Here is a 16,041-nt window from a genome sequence, read left to right as displayed (position 1 = left end):
GGTAGGGCGCGTGCCTCCGCCCGACGACGCAAACCATCCAGGCGCTCATCGCGAGGGGGGGCAGGGCGGCCCGCCGCGCTCGGCTCCGCCGCAGCGACCGACATCGGTGTTGGGTCAGGGCCGAGAGGTCATCGTTCCGCACGCCGATCCTGGCCACCGTTCCCTCGGGGCCCGGCGGCCAGGGTGAGGCATCGTGCCAGATGCTCAACGCCGGGTGCGATGTCACGGTGGTGGTGCCGGGCGATGCCGATCTCGCGGTGAAAGCCGTGCTCCCCGAGCGGGATGGCGCGGACGTTCGCGGGCAGCGGCAGATGCGCCTCCGCCATGGGCACGAGGGCGACACCCAAGCCGCTCCCCACCATCGCTACCATGGCCTGCACGTCGTCGACCTCGATGGACTCCGCCACCGAGATGCGCTCGGCACGCAAGAACCGCTCCACTTGTCGCCCGCCGAACGACGCCCGGTCGTAGCGCAGGAAAGGTCGCGACCGCAGCAGACTCCGCCAATCATCACCCGCACCCGTCGCGGGCACGACCAGTTCGAAAGGCTCGCGGATCAACGGTTGCCAGGACAGGTCCGACGGCAAGCCGAAGGGCGGCGGGATCATGATGGCCAGGTCGAGCTCACCGGCGTCGAGCCGGTCCAGCAGGTGCAGCGACAGGCCAGGGACGATGTGGACGTGCGGCTTGGGGAAGCGCCGCCGGAACGAGGTCAGCGCCCGCGCCAGCACCGTCGACTGGACCGAGGCGATCGCCCCGAGCCGTATCCGCCCGCCGATGCGCTCGTCGTCCGCGTCGCCGAGCGCATCGAAAAGGGACACGATCTCCTGCGCCCGCGCCAGCGTTCGGGCGCCCGCCGCGTTCAGCGTCGCGGACCGTCCCGTGCGGTCGAACAGGCTGAAGCCCAGCTTTTCTTCCAAACGCTTGATCTGCCCGCTCACGGCCGCCTGGGTCAGCCCGACGCGCTCGCCCGCGGCACTGAACGTACTTTGGCGGGCAACGGCGATGAAGGTGCGCAGCTCGGCGATCATGGTCCAGCATAGCCAAACGTTATGCTGAGCATCAACACACATCGTTTTTCATCGGCGGAGATGATGCATAAGGTGGCGTCAATCGACGACTATCTCAGGACCTTTCCCATGCACAGCGCCGCCGTCCCCACGCCTTTTCACCCCGCCTTCCCCGTGCACGAGCTCGTTGCGGCCCGGCGCTTCTACGGCGACCTGTTGGGCTGCCCGGAGGGCCGCAACTCGGCGGAGTGGGAGGACTAAAGCCTTGGCCGACATCGGAAGATCGTTCGCTCGCTGACGGCGGAGAAGGAACCATGCGTCGCTGGAACGTCGCCATCACGGGGTTCGGTCGCGTTGGCAAGGCAGTCGCGGCCTTGCTCCTGTCGCGGCGGGCACGCTACCAAGCCCTTTACGAGGCGGACGTGAGGTTGACCGCCATTTGCGGGTCGCGAGCGGGGTCGATCAACGACGACGGACTCGGCGAAGGGCGTCTGGCCGAGAACGAACTGACCCCCGGCCTTTCGGGTATCACGGTTTTGGCGTCAGCGCCGGTCGACGTGCTGATCGAAGCGGGTCCGACCGACTTCCGCACAGGCGGTCCGGGCTATGGCTACATCAAAGCCGCGCTGGCCGCGGGCAGGCACGCCATCGCCATCTCCAAAGGCGCGCTGGTCTTCGACGGGCGCGGCCTGCGCGCGCTGGCCGAGCGCAACGAGGTATCGCTCAAGATCAGCGGCGCGACGGCCGCGGCGCTGCCGACGATTGACTTGCTGGAGTACAACCTCGCGGGCTGCGAAGTCCTGCGGGTCGAAGGCATCCTCAACGCGACCAGCAACCACCTGCTGACGGCGATGGCGGAGCAGGGTCTGGACTTCGCCGAAGCTTTGCGCCGAGCCCAGCGGGCCGGCATCGCCGAGGCGGACCCAAGCTTCGACACTGGGGGGTGGGACACGGCCTGCAAGCTGCTGATCCTCGCCAATTTCGGGCTCGGGGCCGATCTCGCGCTCGACGACCTGTCCGTTGGTGGCATCCAGAACGTGACCCGGGCACAGATGGAGGAGTGGCGAGCGGCGGGGCTCGTCCCGAAGCTCGTTGGACATCTCGCCCGCTCGGGGGATGGTCTGCACGCGGGCGTCGAATTGCGGACCTACCCGGCATCGGACGCTTTCGCGCTGGTGCAGGGTAAGAACAAGGCGATCAGGGTGACAACGGACGCGATGGGCGAGATCCTCGCGGTCGGCTGCGGCCCCGAACCGATGGCCACGGCCGCCGCAGCGCTGAAGGACCTGGAGCACATCTTGATGCGCCGCCGTTAGGCGGCAGGACCGACGCTCCCTTACCGCCCCTCACACCTGGAACCACCATGCCTCAGCGCACCGCCCTGGCCATCCGGCACGTCTCTTTCGAGGATCTCGGTGGCTTCGCAGACCCCCTTGAGCGGGCCGGCTACCGCATCGACTACCACGATGCGGCCGAGTGCGACCTCGGCGCCATCGATCCGGTCGAGGCCGATCTCTTGGTCGTGCTCGGTGGCCCGGTCGGCGTCTACGACGTGGACACCTACCCGTTCCTCGCCGACGAGATCGCCATCCTCGAACGCCGCCTCGCGGCCGACCTGCCGACGTTGGGCATCTGCCTCGGTGCACAGTTGATCGCCCGTGCGCTCGGTGGTCGCGTCTATCCGGGTCCGAGCAAGGAGATCGGCTGGGCGCCGGTGGTGTTGACGAATGCCGGCCGGGCGGGGCCTCTGGCGGCGTTGGCCGACGTCCCCGTACTCCACTGGCACGGCGACACGTTCGATCTCCCGGACGGGTGCGAACTGCTGGCTTCGACGGAGCTCTGCCGTCACCAAGCTTTCGCGCGTGGGCCGCGCGTCCTGGGGCTGCAATTCCATCCCGAAGTGGTCGGTCGTGATTTCGAACGCTGGCTGGTCGGGCACGCGTGCGAACTGGCGGCCACCGGGATTGACCCCCGCAACCTCCGTGCCGACGCAATCCGGCATGCACCACGGCTCATGAGCGCGGCGGACGCGTTTATCGAGCGTTGGCTGGAGGCATCAGGCTTGGCGGAGTACTGGAGGCATCCGCCGATGCACCGACCAATTGTTCGCACCCGTAGGGGTAGTCGGTGGCGGAAGTTATTGGGTCTGCTGCCAGCGGCTGAGGCCGACAGTTCCGAAAAGGATCGTGCGTGCCAGTTTCCTTCCTGACCGAGGAGCAGGAGCGCCGCTACCGCCGCTACGCCAGCGAGCCCTCTTCCAAGCAACTCGCCCGCCACTTCCACCTCGACGACACCGACCGTGCCTTTGTGGCCGAGCGCCGCGGCGCCCACATGTGCCTGGGCTGCGCCGTCCAGCTCGGCACCGTGCGCTTCCTCGGCACTTCCCTCGAAGATTCGTCCGACGACCGCCGGCTGAGCCCTACCTCGACGAACTTCTCGCCCAACACTGCCGCATCCGTCGCTTCTTGCCCAAACTGGTGCGCGCGATCCCCTCTGTTCCCGTACGAGTGATGGCCGACACCGAGGAACCGTGGCCTGCTCCGGGGGGCCGCCGCGTCGCCGCCGCGGCCCGGGCAATCAGCCGCGCACCGATCCAGAACGCGCGCTGCCGCTTCACGATGTGCAGATCGTAGCCGTCGTGCCGCTTCAGCATGCAGGCGAGCTTCGGCCCTCGTGTCCGGCGTCTGTCCTAAGGATGCGCAGGTCCGGGAGGGCGAAGCGCAGTCCGCCAACGAGCCTGAAACCGGCAAATCGATCGGAGACCGAGGCCCGCTCGACCCTGCTGGCGAACAGCAGGCCAGCCACCACTGGCACCCCGTCCGCAGCGGGTAGAGAATAGCGTCCACCACCGCACGCAAGGGCGTGCTGCGCGGACGGCCCTCGGCTTTCGCTAGCAGCAGATGCGGCTCGACGAGTGCCCATACCGTATCGCTCAGGTCGGTGCCGTAGAACTTGCCCGCGCTCAGTCTCCTCTGCCGGCGCTGCGGGCCTTCACACGGCATCCTTGCCGTACTGTCGCGGCGTGCACCTGATCACGCGCTTGAAGGCCGTGCTGAATGCAGCCTCGGACTCGTATCCGACCATTGCTCCGATCTTGCCCACCGAAACGTGTCCGGACCTCAGATGCTGGCAGGCGAGCAGCATCCGCCAGTGGGTCAGGTAGTCCATCGGTGACGTGCCAGTGAGTACCTTGAAGCGCTCGGCGAACTTGGAGCGCGACATGCCGGCGACCTTGGCAAGTCGGGGCAAAGTCCACCGTTCGGCCGGTGCGGCGTGGATCGCTCGTGCGGCGCGCCCCACCTTGGGGTCGCCTAACGCGAACAACCAGCCCGTGGTGCGTCCGGCACCGGATGCGAGGTAAAGGCGCAGCGCCTGGACAAGGAGCAGGTGCGCAAGGTGCCGGACCACCGACACACTACCTGGTCCAGCCTCGGCCAACTCTTCCCGCATCCGTTCCAGAGCCCAGCGGAGATGGTTTCGTCCGGCCATTTCGCGCAGCCTGAGGATCGGCGGCATCGCCCCCAGAAGCAGCTCCGTCTGCGCGCCCGTGAAGGCGAAGTGGCCCCCCAGCAGCATCGTGTCTTTGCCGCCCCCCAGCGTCGCGACCCGCTCGTGCCACTCCGTTGCGGGGATTGCCTCGATACCAACCGGGGAGAAGGCGAGGTCACGCGCGATGACGAACCGACGCCCGTTAGGCAAGATGGCACAATCATCCGTCTCAAGCAGGAGCGCCTCCGCCTCTCCCTCCACACGCAGCCATGCACGCCCTGTCAGCACGGCGAAGACCTTGAGCCCGTCATGCGCCGGGTAGGTGATTGCCCAGTCCCCGCCCAGGTCGAAGGCGCCCACGACGTGGGTGACCGGAGACAGGACCGAAAGTGCATCCGAAAGCAGGTCAGGTGGCATTTCGGGGACGATCACGAAAGGGATCGGGCATCCTAAGCATAAGTCGTCCCATCTGCCTGGGCTATCACTCGTCGACCGGCTGGCCCGGTCAAGCCCACCATGGAGATATCGCATGATAAAAATGTTGGTCGGCTTCCGCCGACGCTCCGGGATGAGCGTCGAAGCGTTCAAGGACTACCGACGCGACGTCCATGCACCGCTGTTGTTCGCGATTCCGGAGGCGGCCACCATCCGCCGCTTTGTCATATCGTACCCGGTCCCGGCGCCGAACTGGCCCGAGCCCAGCTTCGACGCAGTGGTCGAGGCCTGGTTCGACACGATGGCGGACATGGACGCGCTATTCCTGTCGAAGAACTTCCGCACGAAGGTCGATCCGGACCACGTCAACTTCATCGATCTGACTTCTGTCAGCCGGATCGTGTCGGAGGAGGTGATCGTAGTCTCTCAGGGACCGGAAGGCGCCTCTTGTATTCCGTGAAGAAGGGCTGAAAACAGTTACTCACGCTGGATCAAACCTGGTTCTGCGCCCCACTCACCCCGGACGCCGCCGACCGCATCGCACTGTTAAACACTTACCCGATAAAGCGCATCACAGGGCTTGGTGCGAAAACCAAATACAAGCATTCGCCATTCGACCCATCAGCCTCCAGGCTCGCCTGCCCCCTTCTAAGCTCGTTAGCCTCGCCCAGCGAGTTTAGGGCTGCCCCTGTGCCAGCACATTTTGCCGGGACTGGACTGCCGCCGTCAGGTGGTCGGCAACGACCCGGACGCGTGCCGACGCCACGAGGTCGGCGTGGACGGCCAGCCAGATCGGCTGATCCAGCCCCAGCTCGACGCGCACCCGCTCCAGCCCCGCCTCAGCCGCCAGGAAGTGTGGCAGGATCGCCAGGCCCAGCCCGGCCCGCGCGGCGCTGAGCTGCGCGGACAGGGTCGAGGTGGCGAGAGCAGGGCGCCGGCCGTGCAGGGTCCGCTCCAGCCACTGCGCGGCAGGCAGGTGACCGTGCTGCTCCGTCCAGCCGATGAACCGGTCGCCGTCGAAAGCGCCGTCGTCGGGGGCTGCGCTCCGGCCCGCCATGTAGGCAGGCGCTCCGTAAAGCCCGAAGCCCACCGTGCCGATGCGCCGGAGGGCGACGCGGCCCCGCTCGGGACGCACCATCCGGATGGCCAGGTCGGCGTCCCTGCGATGCAGGTTGACCGTGGCCACGTTGGTCAGCACCTCGATCTGCAAGGCCGGGTGACGCGCCAGGAGCGGGGCGAGGGCCGGGATGATCAGCGGGTTCGCCAGGTTCTCGGCCGTGGCGAGGCGCACGAGCCCCGCCACCTGCGCCTCGCCCTCGGCGACGCTGCGGAACGCGCGCATGGCGTCCTCCAGTGCCTCGGCCCGGGGCAGCATCGCCTCGCCCTCATCGGTCAGCCGGTAGCCGGACTCGTGGCGTGCAAAGAGCGGCAGGCCGAGCGCCGCCTCCAGCCGCTCGATCCGTCGAGACACCGTCGCCACGCCGGCGTCGAGTTGAAGGGCCGCACCGGTCAGCGTCCCCGCTCGCGCAACCGCCAAGAACACGCGGGCGTCGTCCCAGACCAACTCGGTCATTTTCCGATCCTGAAAAGCTGCATGCCCGTCTGAGCCCTACAGCGCGGAGAATTGGAAGACTAGCTTGCAGGCCGCAACGCTGGAGGTTTCCGCCATGAGGACCCGACACCTGACGCCGTCCTTCGCCACTTCCGGCCTGGGCCTGGGCTGCATGGGCATGAGCGAGTTCTACGGGCCGCGCGACGACGAGACCTCGATGCAGGTGCTGCACCGGGCGGTCGAGCTTGGCATCGACCTCTTCGACACGGCGGACATGTACGGGCCGCATCACAACGAGGAGCTGATCGGGCGCTTCTTGCACGAGGGCCGGGCGCGGGTGAGGGTCGCCACCAAGTTCGGCATCGTGAGGAGGCCCGGCGAGTACGCCCGCAGCATCGACAACAGCCCCGACTACGTCCGGTCGTCCTGCGAGGGCTCTCTGCGGCGTCTGGGTGTCGAGCGGATCGACCTCTACTACGTCCACCGCATCGACGCCGCCCGCCCGATCGAGGACACGATGGAGGCCCTGGCCGCCCTCGTGCGCGAGGGCAAGGTCGGCCATGTCGGGCTCTGCGAGGTGAGCGCGGCCACCCTGCGGCGCGCCCATGCCGTACATCCCGTGACGGCCGTGCAGACGGAGTACTCGCTCTGGAGCCGCGAGGTCGAGGCGGAGGTGCTGCCCGCCTGCCGCGAGCTGGGCGTGGGCTTCGTGCCCTATGCCCCTCTCGGCCGAGGCTACCTCACCGGTGCGATCGGGGCGGATGGAGGGTTTGCGGCCGGGGACTTCCGTGCCGCCCTGCCGCGCTTCTCCGGCGATAACATGGCCGCGAACCAGGGCATCGTCGATGTGGTGCGCGCCAAGGCGGCCGAGATCGGCTGCACGCCTGGGCAGGTGGCGCTGGCATGGCTTCTGGCCAAGGGCGACGACATTGTTCCGATTCCCGGAACGAAGCGCTTGCGATGGCTGGAGGAGAATGCGGCGGCGGCGGACATCGCTCTACCGCCGGGCGACGTGAAGGCGCTGGACGATGCCCTGCCATCCGGCGCGACCGCCGGAGCCCGCTACACGCAAGAGGGCATGAAGGGGCTGAACGCATGACCCGCAAGACAGGGAGCGAACGATACGAGCGGGCGCTCGCGGTCCTCGGGATGCTCCGCGAGGAGAGCTGGCAGCGGTTCGCGAGCGGGCGGCGGTGGCGGAGGCGGAGGCGGAGGCGTGGGAGCGGGAGGCCGCCCGCAGTAGCGGCGGAGCTGCAGGCCTTCGCGGAGGCGGCCGGGGAAACGGCTGGGCTACGACGCGGACAAGGTGTTGCAGCGCGCGGAGGCCGGGCGGGCTGGACCGGAGGGAGAGAGCGCGCGAGGGCATGGCCGGGGTGGCGCGGGCGCTGGAGGCCGAGCGACAGGGACGCGGCGCGCGCGAGGACCGCGAGGCGGATCGGCAGCGGGCGTGGGAAGCGCAGCAGGATCGCTTTGGGCTCCGGCAGGAGCGCGGGATGCGGATGTGACGGGCGGGGTGGATCAGCCCTCGACGCGCGCGTCCGCGAGGTTCCCGGCGATGCCGCCCGCAGTGGCGGTGTGGGTGCGGAACAGACGCGCGAACTCACAGATCAGACGCGCGCCGCTGGCGTGCCGCTATGACAACATGCTGGATGTAGAACCAGCAAGCTGCCGCAAAGGACTGACCCCGTGCGCCTCGCCTGCCTGCACACCGCCCAGAGCAACATTGCTGTTTTCGAGGCCGCGGGGAGGGATCTCGGCCTCGGCGCCGGGACGCTCCGCCACGAGGTACGAGCCGACCTGCTCGCTGACGCCGAGCGCGACGGTGGCCTGACCCCGGAGATCGAGGCCCGGACGGGTGAAGCGCTTCTCGCCCTGTCCGAAGGCGCCGACGCGGTGCTCCTGACGTGCTCGACGTTGGGACCGGCGGCACAGGCAGTGGCGGGGATGGCCTCCGTCCCGGTGCTGCGCCTGGACGCTGCATTCGCCGCGGAGGCCGTGCGGGAGGGTGGCAAGGTCGTGGCGCTGTGCGCGGTCGAGACCACGCTCGGGCCGACGCGGGCGGTGTTCGAGGAGGCTGCCCGCGCGACCGGGGCAGAGGTAGAAGTGCGCTTGGTCGCCGACGCCTGGGCGGCGTTCAAAGCGGGTGAGCGGGACCGCTACCTCGCCATGGTCGCCGCGGCGTCAGATGCTGCCATTCAGGACGGGGCGACCCGCGTGGCACTCGCCCAGGCCTCGATGGCCGGGGCCGCCGAGCTCTGCCGGGAAGAGGCGACGCCGTTGACCAGCCCGGCCGCCGGGCTCGCGGCGGCCAAAGCAGCCGCAACAAGCGTGGCCGCGGAGCAGGGCTGACCCTTCGCCCGTCCTTGGCCGGAAACCGAAAGGTTTGCCAGAACGCCCCGGCGGCAGGGAGCGCGAACCTCGGCGCGGCGCCGTTGTCAGCGAAGGCGAGCCGAAAACCTCATGGCCAGACAGGTACGCCGTCCAGTCCCGCGGTTTCCGGCAGGCCGCAGATCAGGTTCGCGTTCTGCACCGCTTGGCCGGCCGCTCCCTTGCCGAGATTGTCCACCACGCCCATCGCGATCACCAAGTCGCGCTCCGGGTCGGCCGCGTAGCTGACGAAGGCGAGATTTGAGCCGGTGGCCCATTTGGTCTGTGGCGGCCTGTCGGTCACACGGACGAACGCCCGCCCGGCGTAGAAGCGCCGGGCCGCGTCGAGGCACCCGCCCGTGGTGGCGCGGCCACGGCAGTAGATGGTGGCGAGCACGCCGCGGGTCATCGGCACTAGGTGCGGCGTGAACACCAGCCCGGCCGCGCTGCCTCCGCTCAGCCGCTCAATCGTGCGGGCTATCTCGGGCATGTGGACGTGCTTGAGCAGGCCGTAGGGCACCACGTTCTCGTTGCTCTCGGCGTAGCTGAACCGGCTGTCGGCGCCGCCCCGGCCGGCGCCGGAGATGCCGGTCTTGGCGTCCACCACGATGTTGCCGGGCTCGATCAGCCCCTCGGCCAGCAGGGGCGCCAGCGCGGTCAGCACCGCCGCGGGGAAGCAGCCGGGGTTGGCAACGCGGGTCTGACCCTCGATCTTGGAGGGCCAGACGTCGGCCAAGCCGTATGCCCAGCCCTCGACGTAGCGATGGTCGCCGCCGATATCCACGATCTTCACCTCCTCGGGGACGCGCGCCAGGGCTTCGGCCGAGGCGCCCGTGGGTAGCGACGCGAACAGCACGTCGAGCTTCGGCAGGGTCGCAGGGTCCCACTTCTCGATCACCAGCCCGGCCAGCTTGGCCGGCACGCCGGGAAAGCGGTCCGCCAACCGGCTGCCGGCGCTACCCTCGCCCGCGGCGTAGGTGAGTTCGAAGGACGGGTGGCCCGCGACGAGGCGCATCGCCTCGCCGCCGCCGAAGCCGCTGATCCCGACGATGCCGACGCGAATGCTCATGGTGGTGTCCTGTTGCTGGAGTGAGTGAATTTTGCGAACTCGCGCCGCCGACGCCGACGCCGACGCCGCCGTTGTCAGGCGGGCGAGCGCGTTGGCGCGTTGGCGCGTTGTTCGACGTGCTAGGCCGTCCAACTTCGCCACGGGTCCCATGCCTCGATGAGCGCTGCGGCCCTGGCGTAGCCGCCCGCGTTGGGATGCGCGCCGTCGCCGGCCAGGGCCTCGGCGCGCCAGACGGCGTCGCCCGACAGCGGCCCGTGCAGGTCGAGGAAGGGCACGCCGAGCACGCCGCAGAGATCCCCCAGCGCGGCCGACAGGGTGGCGATGCGCGCGTCGTGCGCCGCGCTCCCCGGCAGCGGCTGCGGCCCGACCATCAGCGTCGGGTGGCGCGCCCGGGACCAGCCCAGCAGCGCCCGCGCGTTCGCCAGGGTCGCCTCCGGCTCTACGCGAGGCCGCCCCTCCTCGTGGGTCGCATCGTTTGCTCCGAAGGAGAACACGACCCGGCCGTCGCAGGGCACGCCGTCCAGGCGAATCGCCACCTCAACGGCGCAGCGGCGCAGGATCAGCGCGCTAATGTCGCGGCGCACGCTCAGGTCGTAGTGGGTGAGCGGCACGCCCCGGCCGCGGGCGGCGCGGCAGATCCGCCCGGCCCAGCCGAGGGCCTCCTCGTTACCCGTGCCGTTCACCAGGCTGTCGCCGACGAAGCAGACGCGCAGGTCGCGCATCAGCCGAGCACCTTGCCCACCCTAACGGCGGGGTGGATGCGCTTGCTCATGTACACAATGGCCCCGAACTGCGGATGCGCCTCCTCACGGTCCACCCCGTAGCCGAGCCGGCCGTAGAGCCGGACGTTCTCGGCGAAGCGCCCATTCGTGTAGAGCCGCAGCTCGGCGAGGCCGAGCGACCGCGCGACCTCCTCCGCGTGCGCCAGCAGCGCGCGGCCATGGCCCCGTCCCTGCGCCGCCGGCGCTACCGCGACGTTGACGATCAGCAGGTGGTCGGCTGCAGGCGCCATCTCGATCAGCCCGACCGCGTCTCCGGTCGCGCCGTGTAGTAGGTACACGAGGTGGTCCCGCACGGCCGCATCGTAGTCCGCAGTCATCGGCCGCGGCTCGCGGCCGATAAGGGGCACCCACTTCGTGTAGGCCGCGCGCGTCAGCTCGCGCACGGCCGCGGCGTCAGCCGGGACCGCGCGGCGGAAGCGCGCGTGGCCCGCGTCGGGGTTGGCGTCGGGGGCGGCGGGCGTCTGCGGCTGCATAGAGCCTCCTGGGTGGCGGACAAAAGAAAACCCCCGGAGCCGGGGGCTGCGGGGGTCGTTCGAGGTGCGGGCTTAGACCCGCTCCGGTGCGTGGGGGCCTACGAAGAGGCGGTCACCACGAGAGAGGGGCCGATCTGCACGCAGCCGCGACAGCCGCCGCCGGGGTGCGGCTTCGGCGTCGGATCACGGTGGTGAAGCAGGGGGCGCCCATGCCGTGAGCCTAGAGGCGTCCCATACTGCCGGTCAACGAGAGGCAGGCGGCAACGTATCACACTATCAAACGCCCGGACACTGTTGGCGAAGTCGGCAGCCTGGTGGGGGTGGCCCGCGTTGGATCGGGTTTCCCACCCGGAGGTCGCCGATGTCACTGCGCTTGCAGCCGCCCATCCCGCCCGTGCCCGAGGACACCGCGCGGGTGGCCCGCGCGGCCTGTCGGACCGGCACTCGTTGCTTGGTTCTGCGCGATCAACTGGGGACAGTGTTTACGGACGCTGATTTCGCTGACCTCTATCCCCGGCGCGGGCAGCCTGCCTACGCGCCCTGGCGCTTGGCCCTGGTCACGCTGCTGCAGTTCCGCGAGGGGCTGAGCGACCGCCAGGCGGCTGAGGCAGTCCGCGCCCGGATCGACTGGAAGTATCTGCTTGGCCTTGAACTGGCCGATCCCGGCTTTGACCACAGCGTGCTTTGCGAGTTCCGCGGCCGGCTGCTGGCTGGCGAGGCGACCGGACGCCTGCTTGCGCGGGTGCTGGATACTGCGCGCGAAGGCGGCCTGCTCAAGGCAGGCGGGCGACAGCGCACCGACAGCACGCACGTGATCGCCGCCGTCCGCGACCTTAACCGGGTCGAGTTGGTAGGCGAGACCCTGCGCGCTGCGCTCAACGCAATCGCATCGACGGAGCCGGATTGGCTGCGCGCCATCGCGTCCCCGGTGTGGCACGAGCGCTATGCGCGGCGGATCGAGGACATGCGGCTGCCCGAGGCAGGTCCCAAGCGCGATGTCTACGTCGCGATTGTGGGTACGGACGGCTTCCACCTTCTCGATGCGCTGGCCAGGCCGGACGCGCCGCCGGCCGCCGCGACACTGCCTGCGGTCGAGGTGTTGCGCCGGGTATGGGCCCGCCACTTCGACCGCGTGGAGGGCGGAGATGGCGGCGCGCGGTTGCGGCCCGTGCAGGGCCGTGGTCCCGGCGACCGAGTGGAGTCCCCTTACGACACCGATGCCCGGTTCCGGGCCAAGAGCAGCACGCGCTGGACCGGATACATGGTCCACCTAACCGAGAGTTGTGACGAGGGTGCACCCAGGCTCGTGCTGCACGCCGACACAACGCCGGCCAACGTGCACGAGGCCTCCCGCACGGCGCCGATCCATGCGGTCCTCGCCGCCAAGGGCCTGACCCCAGCCGAGCATCTGGTCGACTCCGCCTACATCAGTGCCGACCACCTCATAACCGCGCGGGAGCAACACGGCATCGACCTGGTCGGGCCGGGGCGGCGGAACCTGAGCTGGCAGAACCACATCGAGGGAGCCTTCAGCCTCGACGACTTCGTTCTGGACCGGGATAGGCGGGTCGCGCTCTGCCCCGAGGGCAAAGAAAGCACAAGCTGGGCCGAGCAGCCGAAGCAACCCGGCCAGCGCGCCTTCATCCGCACCCAGTTCCGTGCCGCCGACTGTCGGGCCTGCGGTTCGCGCGAGCGTTGCACCCGATCGCGTTCGGGCTACCAGGGGCGTGTGCTTACCTTCCTGCCGAAACGCGAGCACGAGGCCCTTGCCGCCGCCCGGGCACGAGAGGGCACGGCCAACGGCAAAAGCCTCTACGCCAAACGCCAAGGCGTAGAGGGGACCCTCTCCCAGGCCGTGCGGGCCTTCGGCTTGCGCCGAGCACGCTACCGCGGCTTGGCCAAAACCGGCCTGCAGCACGCCTCTACCGCCGCGGCCCTCAACCTCGATCGCCTCGCCGCATGGATCACTGGGCGACCACTCGCACCCACCCGCGTCTCAAGCTTCGCACGCCTCGCCGCCTGATGGCCGACTTCGCCAACAGTGTCCGCCCGTTTGACAGAATGGTACAGACTACTCGCCCGTCGTGTTGGTGCGGACGTTGAGCTTCCAGCGAATCTTGCCCTGGGCCGCCGAGTGCTGGTGGTGGTTCTGCGGCGGGAACCTGTCCGGTGCGTTGGAGGTGATCTCCCTGTTGCAGCCGAGGCAGCGGTAAATGCCCGACACCGGAACGTCGTCGCCAGGGCCGTACACGGTCGTCCACCACTCTTTCTTCCCGTCGCTCTTTGTCAGCTTCGAACCATCAATCCACCACGACACGTGCAGCCTCCTTGTGAATGCTCGCTGTTGGGGCCGGCCCGCTGGACCGTAAGCCCCGCCGGGGCAAAGGGACGGCGGCCCTAACACCGCCGCCCCTTCGATGCGCTACTTCTTCCTGCTGTAGGGCGACTGGTTCGTCGGCTTCAGGCTGATGCCGCGCTCGGCGGCTTGGCTGTAAATCGCTCCCTCAGAGCGGCCCAGCTTCAGCCCGATCACGCGCGTCGGGGTGTTCTGCTGGGCGAGCTTGCCGAGCTGGGCGTTCTGGGCCGGCGTCCAGGGCTTGCCGGCGTTCGGCGGCGGCTTCGCCATGGTCACGCGCCCTCCGGATTGGGCTTGTCGCCGTCCACGGGGATGGGCCAGGCGCGCAGCCCGTAGTCCCTCGCCCACATCACCTCCCCTGTCTTGGGGTTGGTCTTGTAGGGACGGAAGATCATGCCGCCCTTGCCGGGCGGCTTCGGTTCGTCGTCGGGCATGTCGCCCTCCATGGGTTGTGTGCCCTCGCTTCGCGGGGCGCGACGGTTGTCCACGGGGCCGGAAAGGCGTTGCCAGGCGACGACACGGGCCTTAAGTCAGGCGTGCGAGAGTACCGTGCCGCGGTGCCGGGCAGCCGCCGTCATCCGCAGCGGCCCCAAATCCGCGGAAGACCTGAGTGCGAGCGGTTCCGGGTCCCCACCCGGGCCGCTCGATTCCTTCTCGGGCTACATCTCGCGCACCCCGTACTTTTCGAGCATCACCCGCGCGGCGTGCGGGGTCATGCCGCACTTCGCCGCCGCGTCGCCGACGCCGGCGAACGTTGGCGCGTGCCGCGCCGACATGAGAAGGGCGCCGGCAAAGGTGTCGGCCTGCCACTCGGCGTCGCGGTACATCGGCTCACTCTCCTCGCGCGTGCGCGCGAAGCCCGCATTGCGGTGGGCGAGGAAGTGAAGGAGCTCGTGGCAGGCCGTGAACCGGTCACGCCCGTCGCCGCGCCACGCGCCCTCGTACACATCCTCGCGGAGGAAAATGGCGTCCCTGCCGGGCACCACGCGCCCCTCGTCGCCGTCCATCTCCTGGCGGCTCAGCGGAACAAGCGCGAAGCCGGGAAGCAGCGTCCCCAGGCGGAACTCCAGCACGTCCATGATGGGGAACTCGACGCAATCGGGCGGGACGAATGCCCCGCGGACCTGCTCGGCGAGGGCGCGCAGCGTGGCGGTGGAGTGGGGGGCGACCAGAGCGCCGCGCCGCTTCCGGCGGAAGGGCTGATCGTCGCCCACGGACTTCAGCACCTTCTTCCGCAGCTGCTCCATGAAGTCCGGCGGCAGCTCGTCCACCTTCCGCGCGAAGGCGGCCACGAGCTCCCGCTGGTTCATGGGCAGATGGTCCACCCGGACCTCGGCCCGCGTGCGGTCGGCGGCGCGATGTAACTCCTCGGCCTGCTCGGCACTGAGGCCCATGGCCGCGACCACCTGTTCGACGTAGCCGGGCTGGATCGTGCGGGTCCCGATCTCCACCGCGGACGCCTGCGCGGAGCTGATGCCGAGGCGGCCGGCGAGGTCCATCAGCCGCATACCCTTGTCGAGCCGCAGCTTGCGCAGGGTCACTCCAAAGGGGGTCAGCATCGGCGCGTCTCCTTCCGAGGTGGAGCGACTCCAGAATAGCAGCCCCGGTCACGTAAATCTACAGATTTGTAGGAATATTATCAAGATCGGCGAAGGGCAGGGCTACAATACCTCCATCTTGTGTCGGCCCCACTGGGCATGGGTGTCCACTCTATGCCTTGAAACCGCCGGCCAGCCGGGTTAGTTATCACGATGCAGGGGAGACTCTGTGGCGACTCGCCCGACCGCGCGTTTGGCGAGCGTCGTGGTTACCTGGAGGCCGAAAGCCCCGGTTGCCGACCACCATCTACCCAGTGTTAGCTTCAAGAGCCGCCCCTGGGCGGCTCTTCTGCTATTGAACCTGGACCCCGAACTTTTCCCGCAGGCCGGCGACATTGAGGTCCGCGCCCACGATCCACTTTCGCGAGTAGGCCACTACGTCGGCAAGCTGGAGGAGGCGCGAGGACGCCGAATCCAACTTCGTGACCCGGTTCACCGCCCGGAAGCGCCCGTCCTCCCGCCGCGCCCGCCCTATCTCTTCGTCGAACAGCGGGTGGTCGTTGTGGTGGTTCACGTCGGTGACGACGTCCACGTTGCCAATTGTCTCGCGGCCGAGCACGTCCCGCTGGAAGCGCCGGAGGCCGATCTTCACCGTCTCCACTACGGCACGGGCGTAGAGAACCGCCGGTTCTCCGCCCCGCTGAGGGATCTTCTGGTTCAGCAGCACCAGCCGGCCTGGCGGCGCGGCGGCCCAGAAGCGTTGCAGCAGGCCCTGGAGGTAGCCGTCATCGAGATGCACGGCGTGGATCTCGTTGGCGGAGGGCTCCAGAAGGTCGGAGAAGCACTTGTCCACGCGGCCCGCATCGCGGGCGAGCACGATTACCGCGCCGAGGTAGAGGTCACCCGCCCCCGCCGTGCCGTACTCGTCGATGAGGCACAGCACCTTCTTGTTGAGGTTCCCGGCCACGTC

At 69.0% G+C, this 16,041-nt stretch carries 19 protein-coding genes and 1 pseudogene; 8 read left to right on the top strand and 12 right to left on the bottom strand.

Annotated features, from left to right (window positions below; translation table 11 throughout):
• Window positions 1-128: 128 nt before the first annotated feature.
• Entirely contained in the window at window positions 129-1,031 is a 903-nt protein-coding gene (locus FHS87_RS19210) for a LysR substrate-binding domain-containing protein (protein WP_184521007.1), read from the bottom strand.
• 72 nt (window positions 1,032-1,103) lie between these two features.
• On the opposite strand from FHS87_RS19210, the gene FHS87_RS19205 reads away from it, so the two are divergent.
• The 4 genes from FHS87_RS19205 to FHS87_RS23455 are packed head-to-tail and all read left to right on the top strand — an operon-like array spanning window position 1,104 to window position 3,521.
• The gene (locus FHS87_RS19205) at window positions 1,104-1,271 is read left to right on the top strand and encodes a VOC family protein (protein WP_246418537.1); all 168 of its coding nucleotides are present in this window, start codon (window positions 1,104-1,106) and stop codon (window positions 1,269-1,271) included.
• A gap of 53 nt (window positions 1,272-1,324) precedes the next feature.
• The gene (locus FHS87_RS19200; protein WP_184521006.1) at window positions 1,325-2,326 is read left to right on the top strand and encodes a homoserine dehydrogenase; all 1,002 of its coding nucleotides are present in this window, start codon (window positions 1,325-1,327) and stop codon (window positions 2,324-2,326) included.
• A 47-nt stretch (window positions 2,327-2,373) separates the two neighbouring features.
• Complete coding sequence (locus FHS87_RS19195; RefSeq protein ID WP_184521005.1) at window positions 2,374-3,219, top strand: glutamine amidotransferase; 846 nt, start codon at window positions 2,374-2,376, stop codon at window positions 3,217-3,219.
• Window positions 3,201-3,521 carry a DUF4158 domain-containing protein gene (locus tag FHS87_RS23455; RefSeq protein ID WP_221300150.1) on the top strand — a complete coding sequence of 107 codons (321 nt, stop codon included), beginning with the start codon at window positions 3,201-3,203 and terminating at the stop codon, window positions 3,519-3,521. The genes FHS87_RS19195 and FHS87_RS23455 overlap by 19 nt, the downstream gene beginning before the upstream one ends.
• A 305-nt stretch (window positions 3,522-3,826) precedes the next feature.
• On the opposite strand, the pseudogene FHS87_RS24655 reads toward FHS87_RS23455, so the two are convergent.
• Together FHS87_RS24655 and FHS87_RS19180 are read right to left on the bottom strand one after the other, a co-directional pair.
• A pseudogene (locus FHS87_RS24655) lies at window positions 3,827-4,012 on the bottom strand (transposase); the annotation flags it as partial.
• On the bottom strand, window positions 4,002-4,931 hold the full coding sequence (locus FHS87_RS19180) for an AraC family transcriptional regulator (RefSeq protein ID WP_221300148.1): 930 nt from the start codon (window positions 4,929-4,931) through the stop codon (window positions 4,002-4,004). The gene FHS87_RS19180 and the pseudogene FHS87_RS24655, both read right to left, overlap by 11 nt.
• Before the next feature lie 109 nt (window positions 4,932-5,040).
• On the opposite strand from FHS87_RS19180, the gene FHS87_RS19175 reads away from it, so the two are divergent.
• On the top strand, window positions 5,041-5,394 hold the full coding sequence (locus FHS87_RS19175; RefSeq protein WP_221300146.1) for an EthD domain-containing protein: 354 nt from the start codon (window positions 5,041-5,043) through the stop codon (window positions 5,392-5,394).
• 216 nt (window positions 5,395-5,610) lie between these two features.
• On the opposite strand, the gene FHS87_RS19170 is transcribed toward FHS87_RS19175, so the two are convergent.
• Entirely contained in the window at window positions 5,611-6,507 is an 897-nt protein-coding gene (locus FHS87_RS19170; protein WP_184521003.1) for a LysR family transcriptional regulator, read from the bottom strand.
• 94 nt (window positions 6,508-6,601) lie between these two features.
• Between FHS87_RS19170 and FHS87_RS19165 the strand changes: the two genes are divergently transcribed.
• The gene (locus FHS87_RS19165) at window positions 6,602-7,585 is read left to right on the top strand and encodes an aldo/keto reductase (protein WP_184521002.1); all 984 of its coding nucleotides are present in this window, start codon (window positions 6,602-6,604) and stop codon (window positions 7,583-7,585) included.
• Window positions 7,586-8,172: 587 nt separating this feature from the next.
• Window positions 8,173-8,835 carry an aspartate/glutamate racemase family protein gene (locus FHS87_RS19160; RefSeq protein ID WP_184521001.1) on the top strand — a complete coding sequence of 221 codons (663 nt, stop codon included), beginning with the start codon at window positions 8,173-8,175 and terminating at the stop codon, window positions 8,833-8,835.
• Between the two features lie 109 nt (window positions 8,836-8,944).
• Here the strand turns inward: FHS87_RS19160 and argC are convergent, their stop codons facing one another.
• The 3 genes from argC to FHS87_RS19145 form a co-directional block, all read right to left on the bottom strand.
• The gene (argC, locus tag FHS87_RS19155; RefSeq protein WP_184521000.1) at window positions 8,945-9,922 is read right to left on the bottom strand and encodes an N-acetyl-gamma-glutamyl-phosphate reductase; all 978 of its coding nucleotides are present in this window, start codon (window positions 9,920-9,922) and stop codon (window positions 8,945-8,947) included.
• A 119-nt stretch (window positions 9,923-10,041) separates the two neighbouring features.
• Window positions 10,042-10,644, bottom strand: a complete 603-nt coding sequence (locus FHS87_RS19150; RefSeq protein WP_184520999.1) for a GDSL-type esterase/lipase family protein — start codon at window positions 10,642-10,644, stop codon at window positions 10,042-10,044.
• Window positions 10,644-11,177, bottom strand: a complete 534-nt coding sequence (locus FHS87_RS19145) for a GNAT family N-acetyltransferase (protein ID WP_184520998.1) — start codon at window positions 11,175-11,177, stop codon at window positions 10,644-10,646. The genes FHS87_RS19150 and FHS87_RS19145 overlap by 1 nt, the downstream gene beginning before the upstream one ends.
• Window positions 11,178-11,538: 361 nt before the next feature.
• On the opposite strand from FHS87_RS19145, the gene FHS87_RS19140 reads away from it, so the two are divergent.
• The gene (locus FHS87_RS19140) at window positions 11,539-13,200 is read left to right on the top strand and encodes an IS1182 family transposase (protein WP_184520997.1); all 1,662 of its coding nucleotides are present in this window, start codon (window positions 11,539-11,541) and stop codon (window positions 13,198-13,200) included.
• A gap of 48 nt (window positions 13,201-13,248) precedes the next feature.
• On the opposite strand, the gene FHS87_RS19135 is transcribed toward FHS87_RS19140, so the two are convergent.
• The 5 genes from FHS87_RS19135 to FHS87_RS23925 all read right to left on the bottom strand — a co-directional run bounded on the left by FHS87_RS19135 (window position 13,249) and on the right by FHS87_RS23925 (window position 16,038).
• Complete coding sequence (locus tag FHS87_RS19135) at window positions 13,249-13,494, bottom strand: protein L (RefSeq protein ID WP_184520996.1); 246 nt, start codon at window positions 13,492-13,494, stop codon at window positions 13,249-13,251.
• A gap of 105 nt (window positions 13,495-13,599) precedes the next feature.
• Window positions 13,600-13,803 (bottom strand): hypothetical protein, encoded by a 204-nt coding sequence (locus FHS87_RS19130; protein WP_184520995.1) that lies wholly within the window; start codon window positions 13,801-13,803, stop codon window positions 13,600-13,602.
• 2 nt (window positions 13,804-13,805) lie between these two features.
• The gene (locus FHS87_RS19125; protein ID WP_184520994.1) at window positions 13,806-13,967 is read right to left on the bottom strand and encodes a hypothetical protein; all 162 of its coding nucleotides are present in this window, start codon (window positions 13,965-13,967) and stop codon (window positions 13,806-13,808) included.
• Between the two features lie 225 nt (window positions 13,968-14,192).
• On the bottom strand, window positions 14,193-15,092 hold the full coding sequence (locus tag FHS87_RS19120) for a helix-turn-helix domain-containing protein (RefSeq protein WP_184520993.1): 900 nt from the start codon (window positions 15,090-15,092) through the stop codon (window positions 14,193-14,195).
• 331 nt (window positions 15,093-15,423) lie between these two features.
• Window positions 15,424-16,038 (bottom strand): DUF3800 domain-containing protein, encoded by a 615-nt coding sequence (locus FHS87_RS23925; RefSeq protein ID WP_184520992.1) that lies wholly within the window; start codon window positions 16,036-16,038, stop codon window positions 15,424-15,426.
• Window positions 16,039-16,041: the final 3 nt, after the last annotated feature.

Origin of the sequence: Muricoccus pecuniae (assembly GCF_014199205.1) — a bacterium.
GTDB classification, from domain to species: Bacteria; Pseudomonadota; Alphaproteobacteria; order Acetobacterales; family Acetobacteraceae; genus Roseomonas; species Roseomonas pecuniae.
This window is presented reverse-complemented; position numbering and strand designations above follow the sequence as displayed.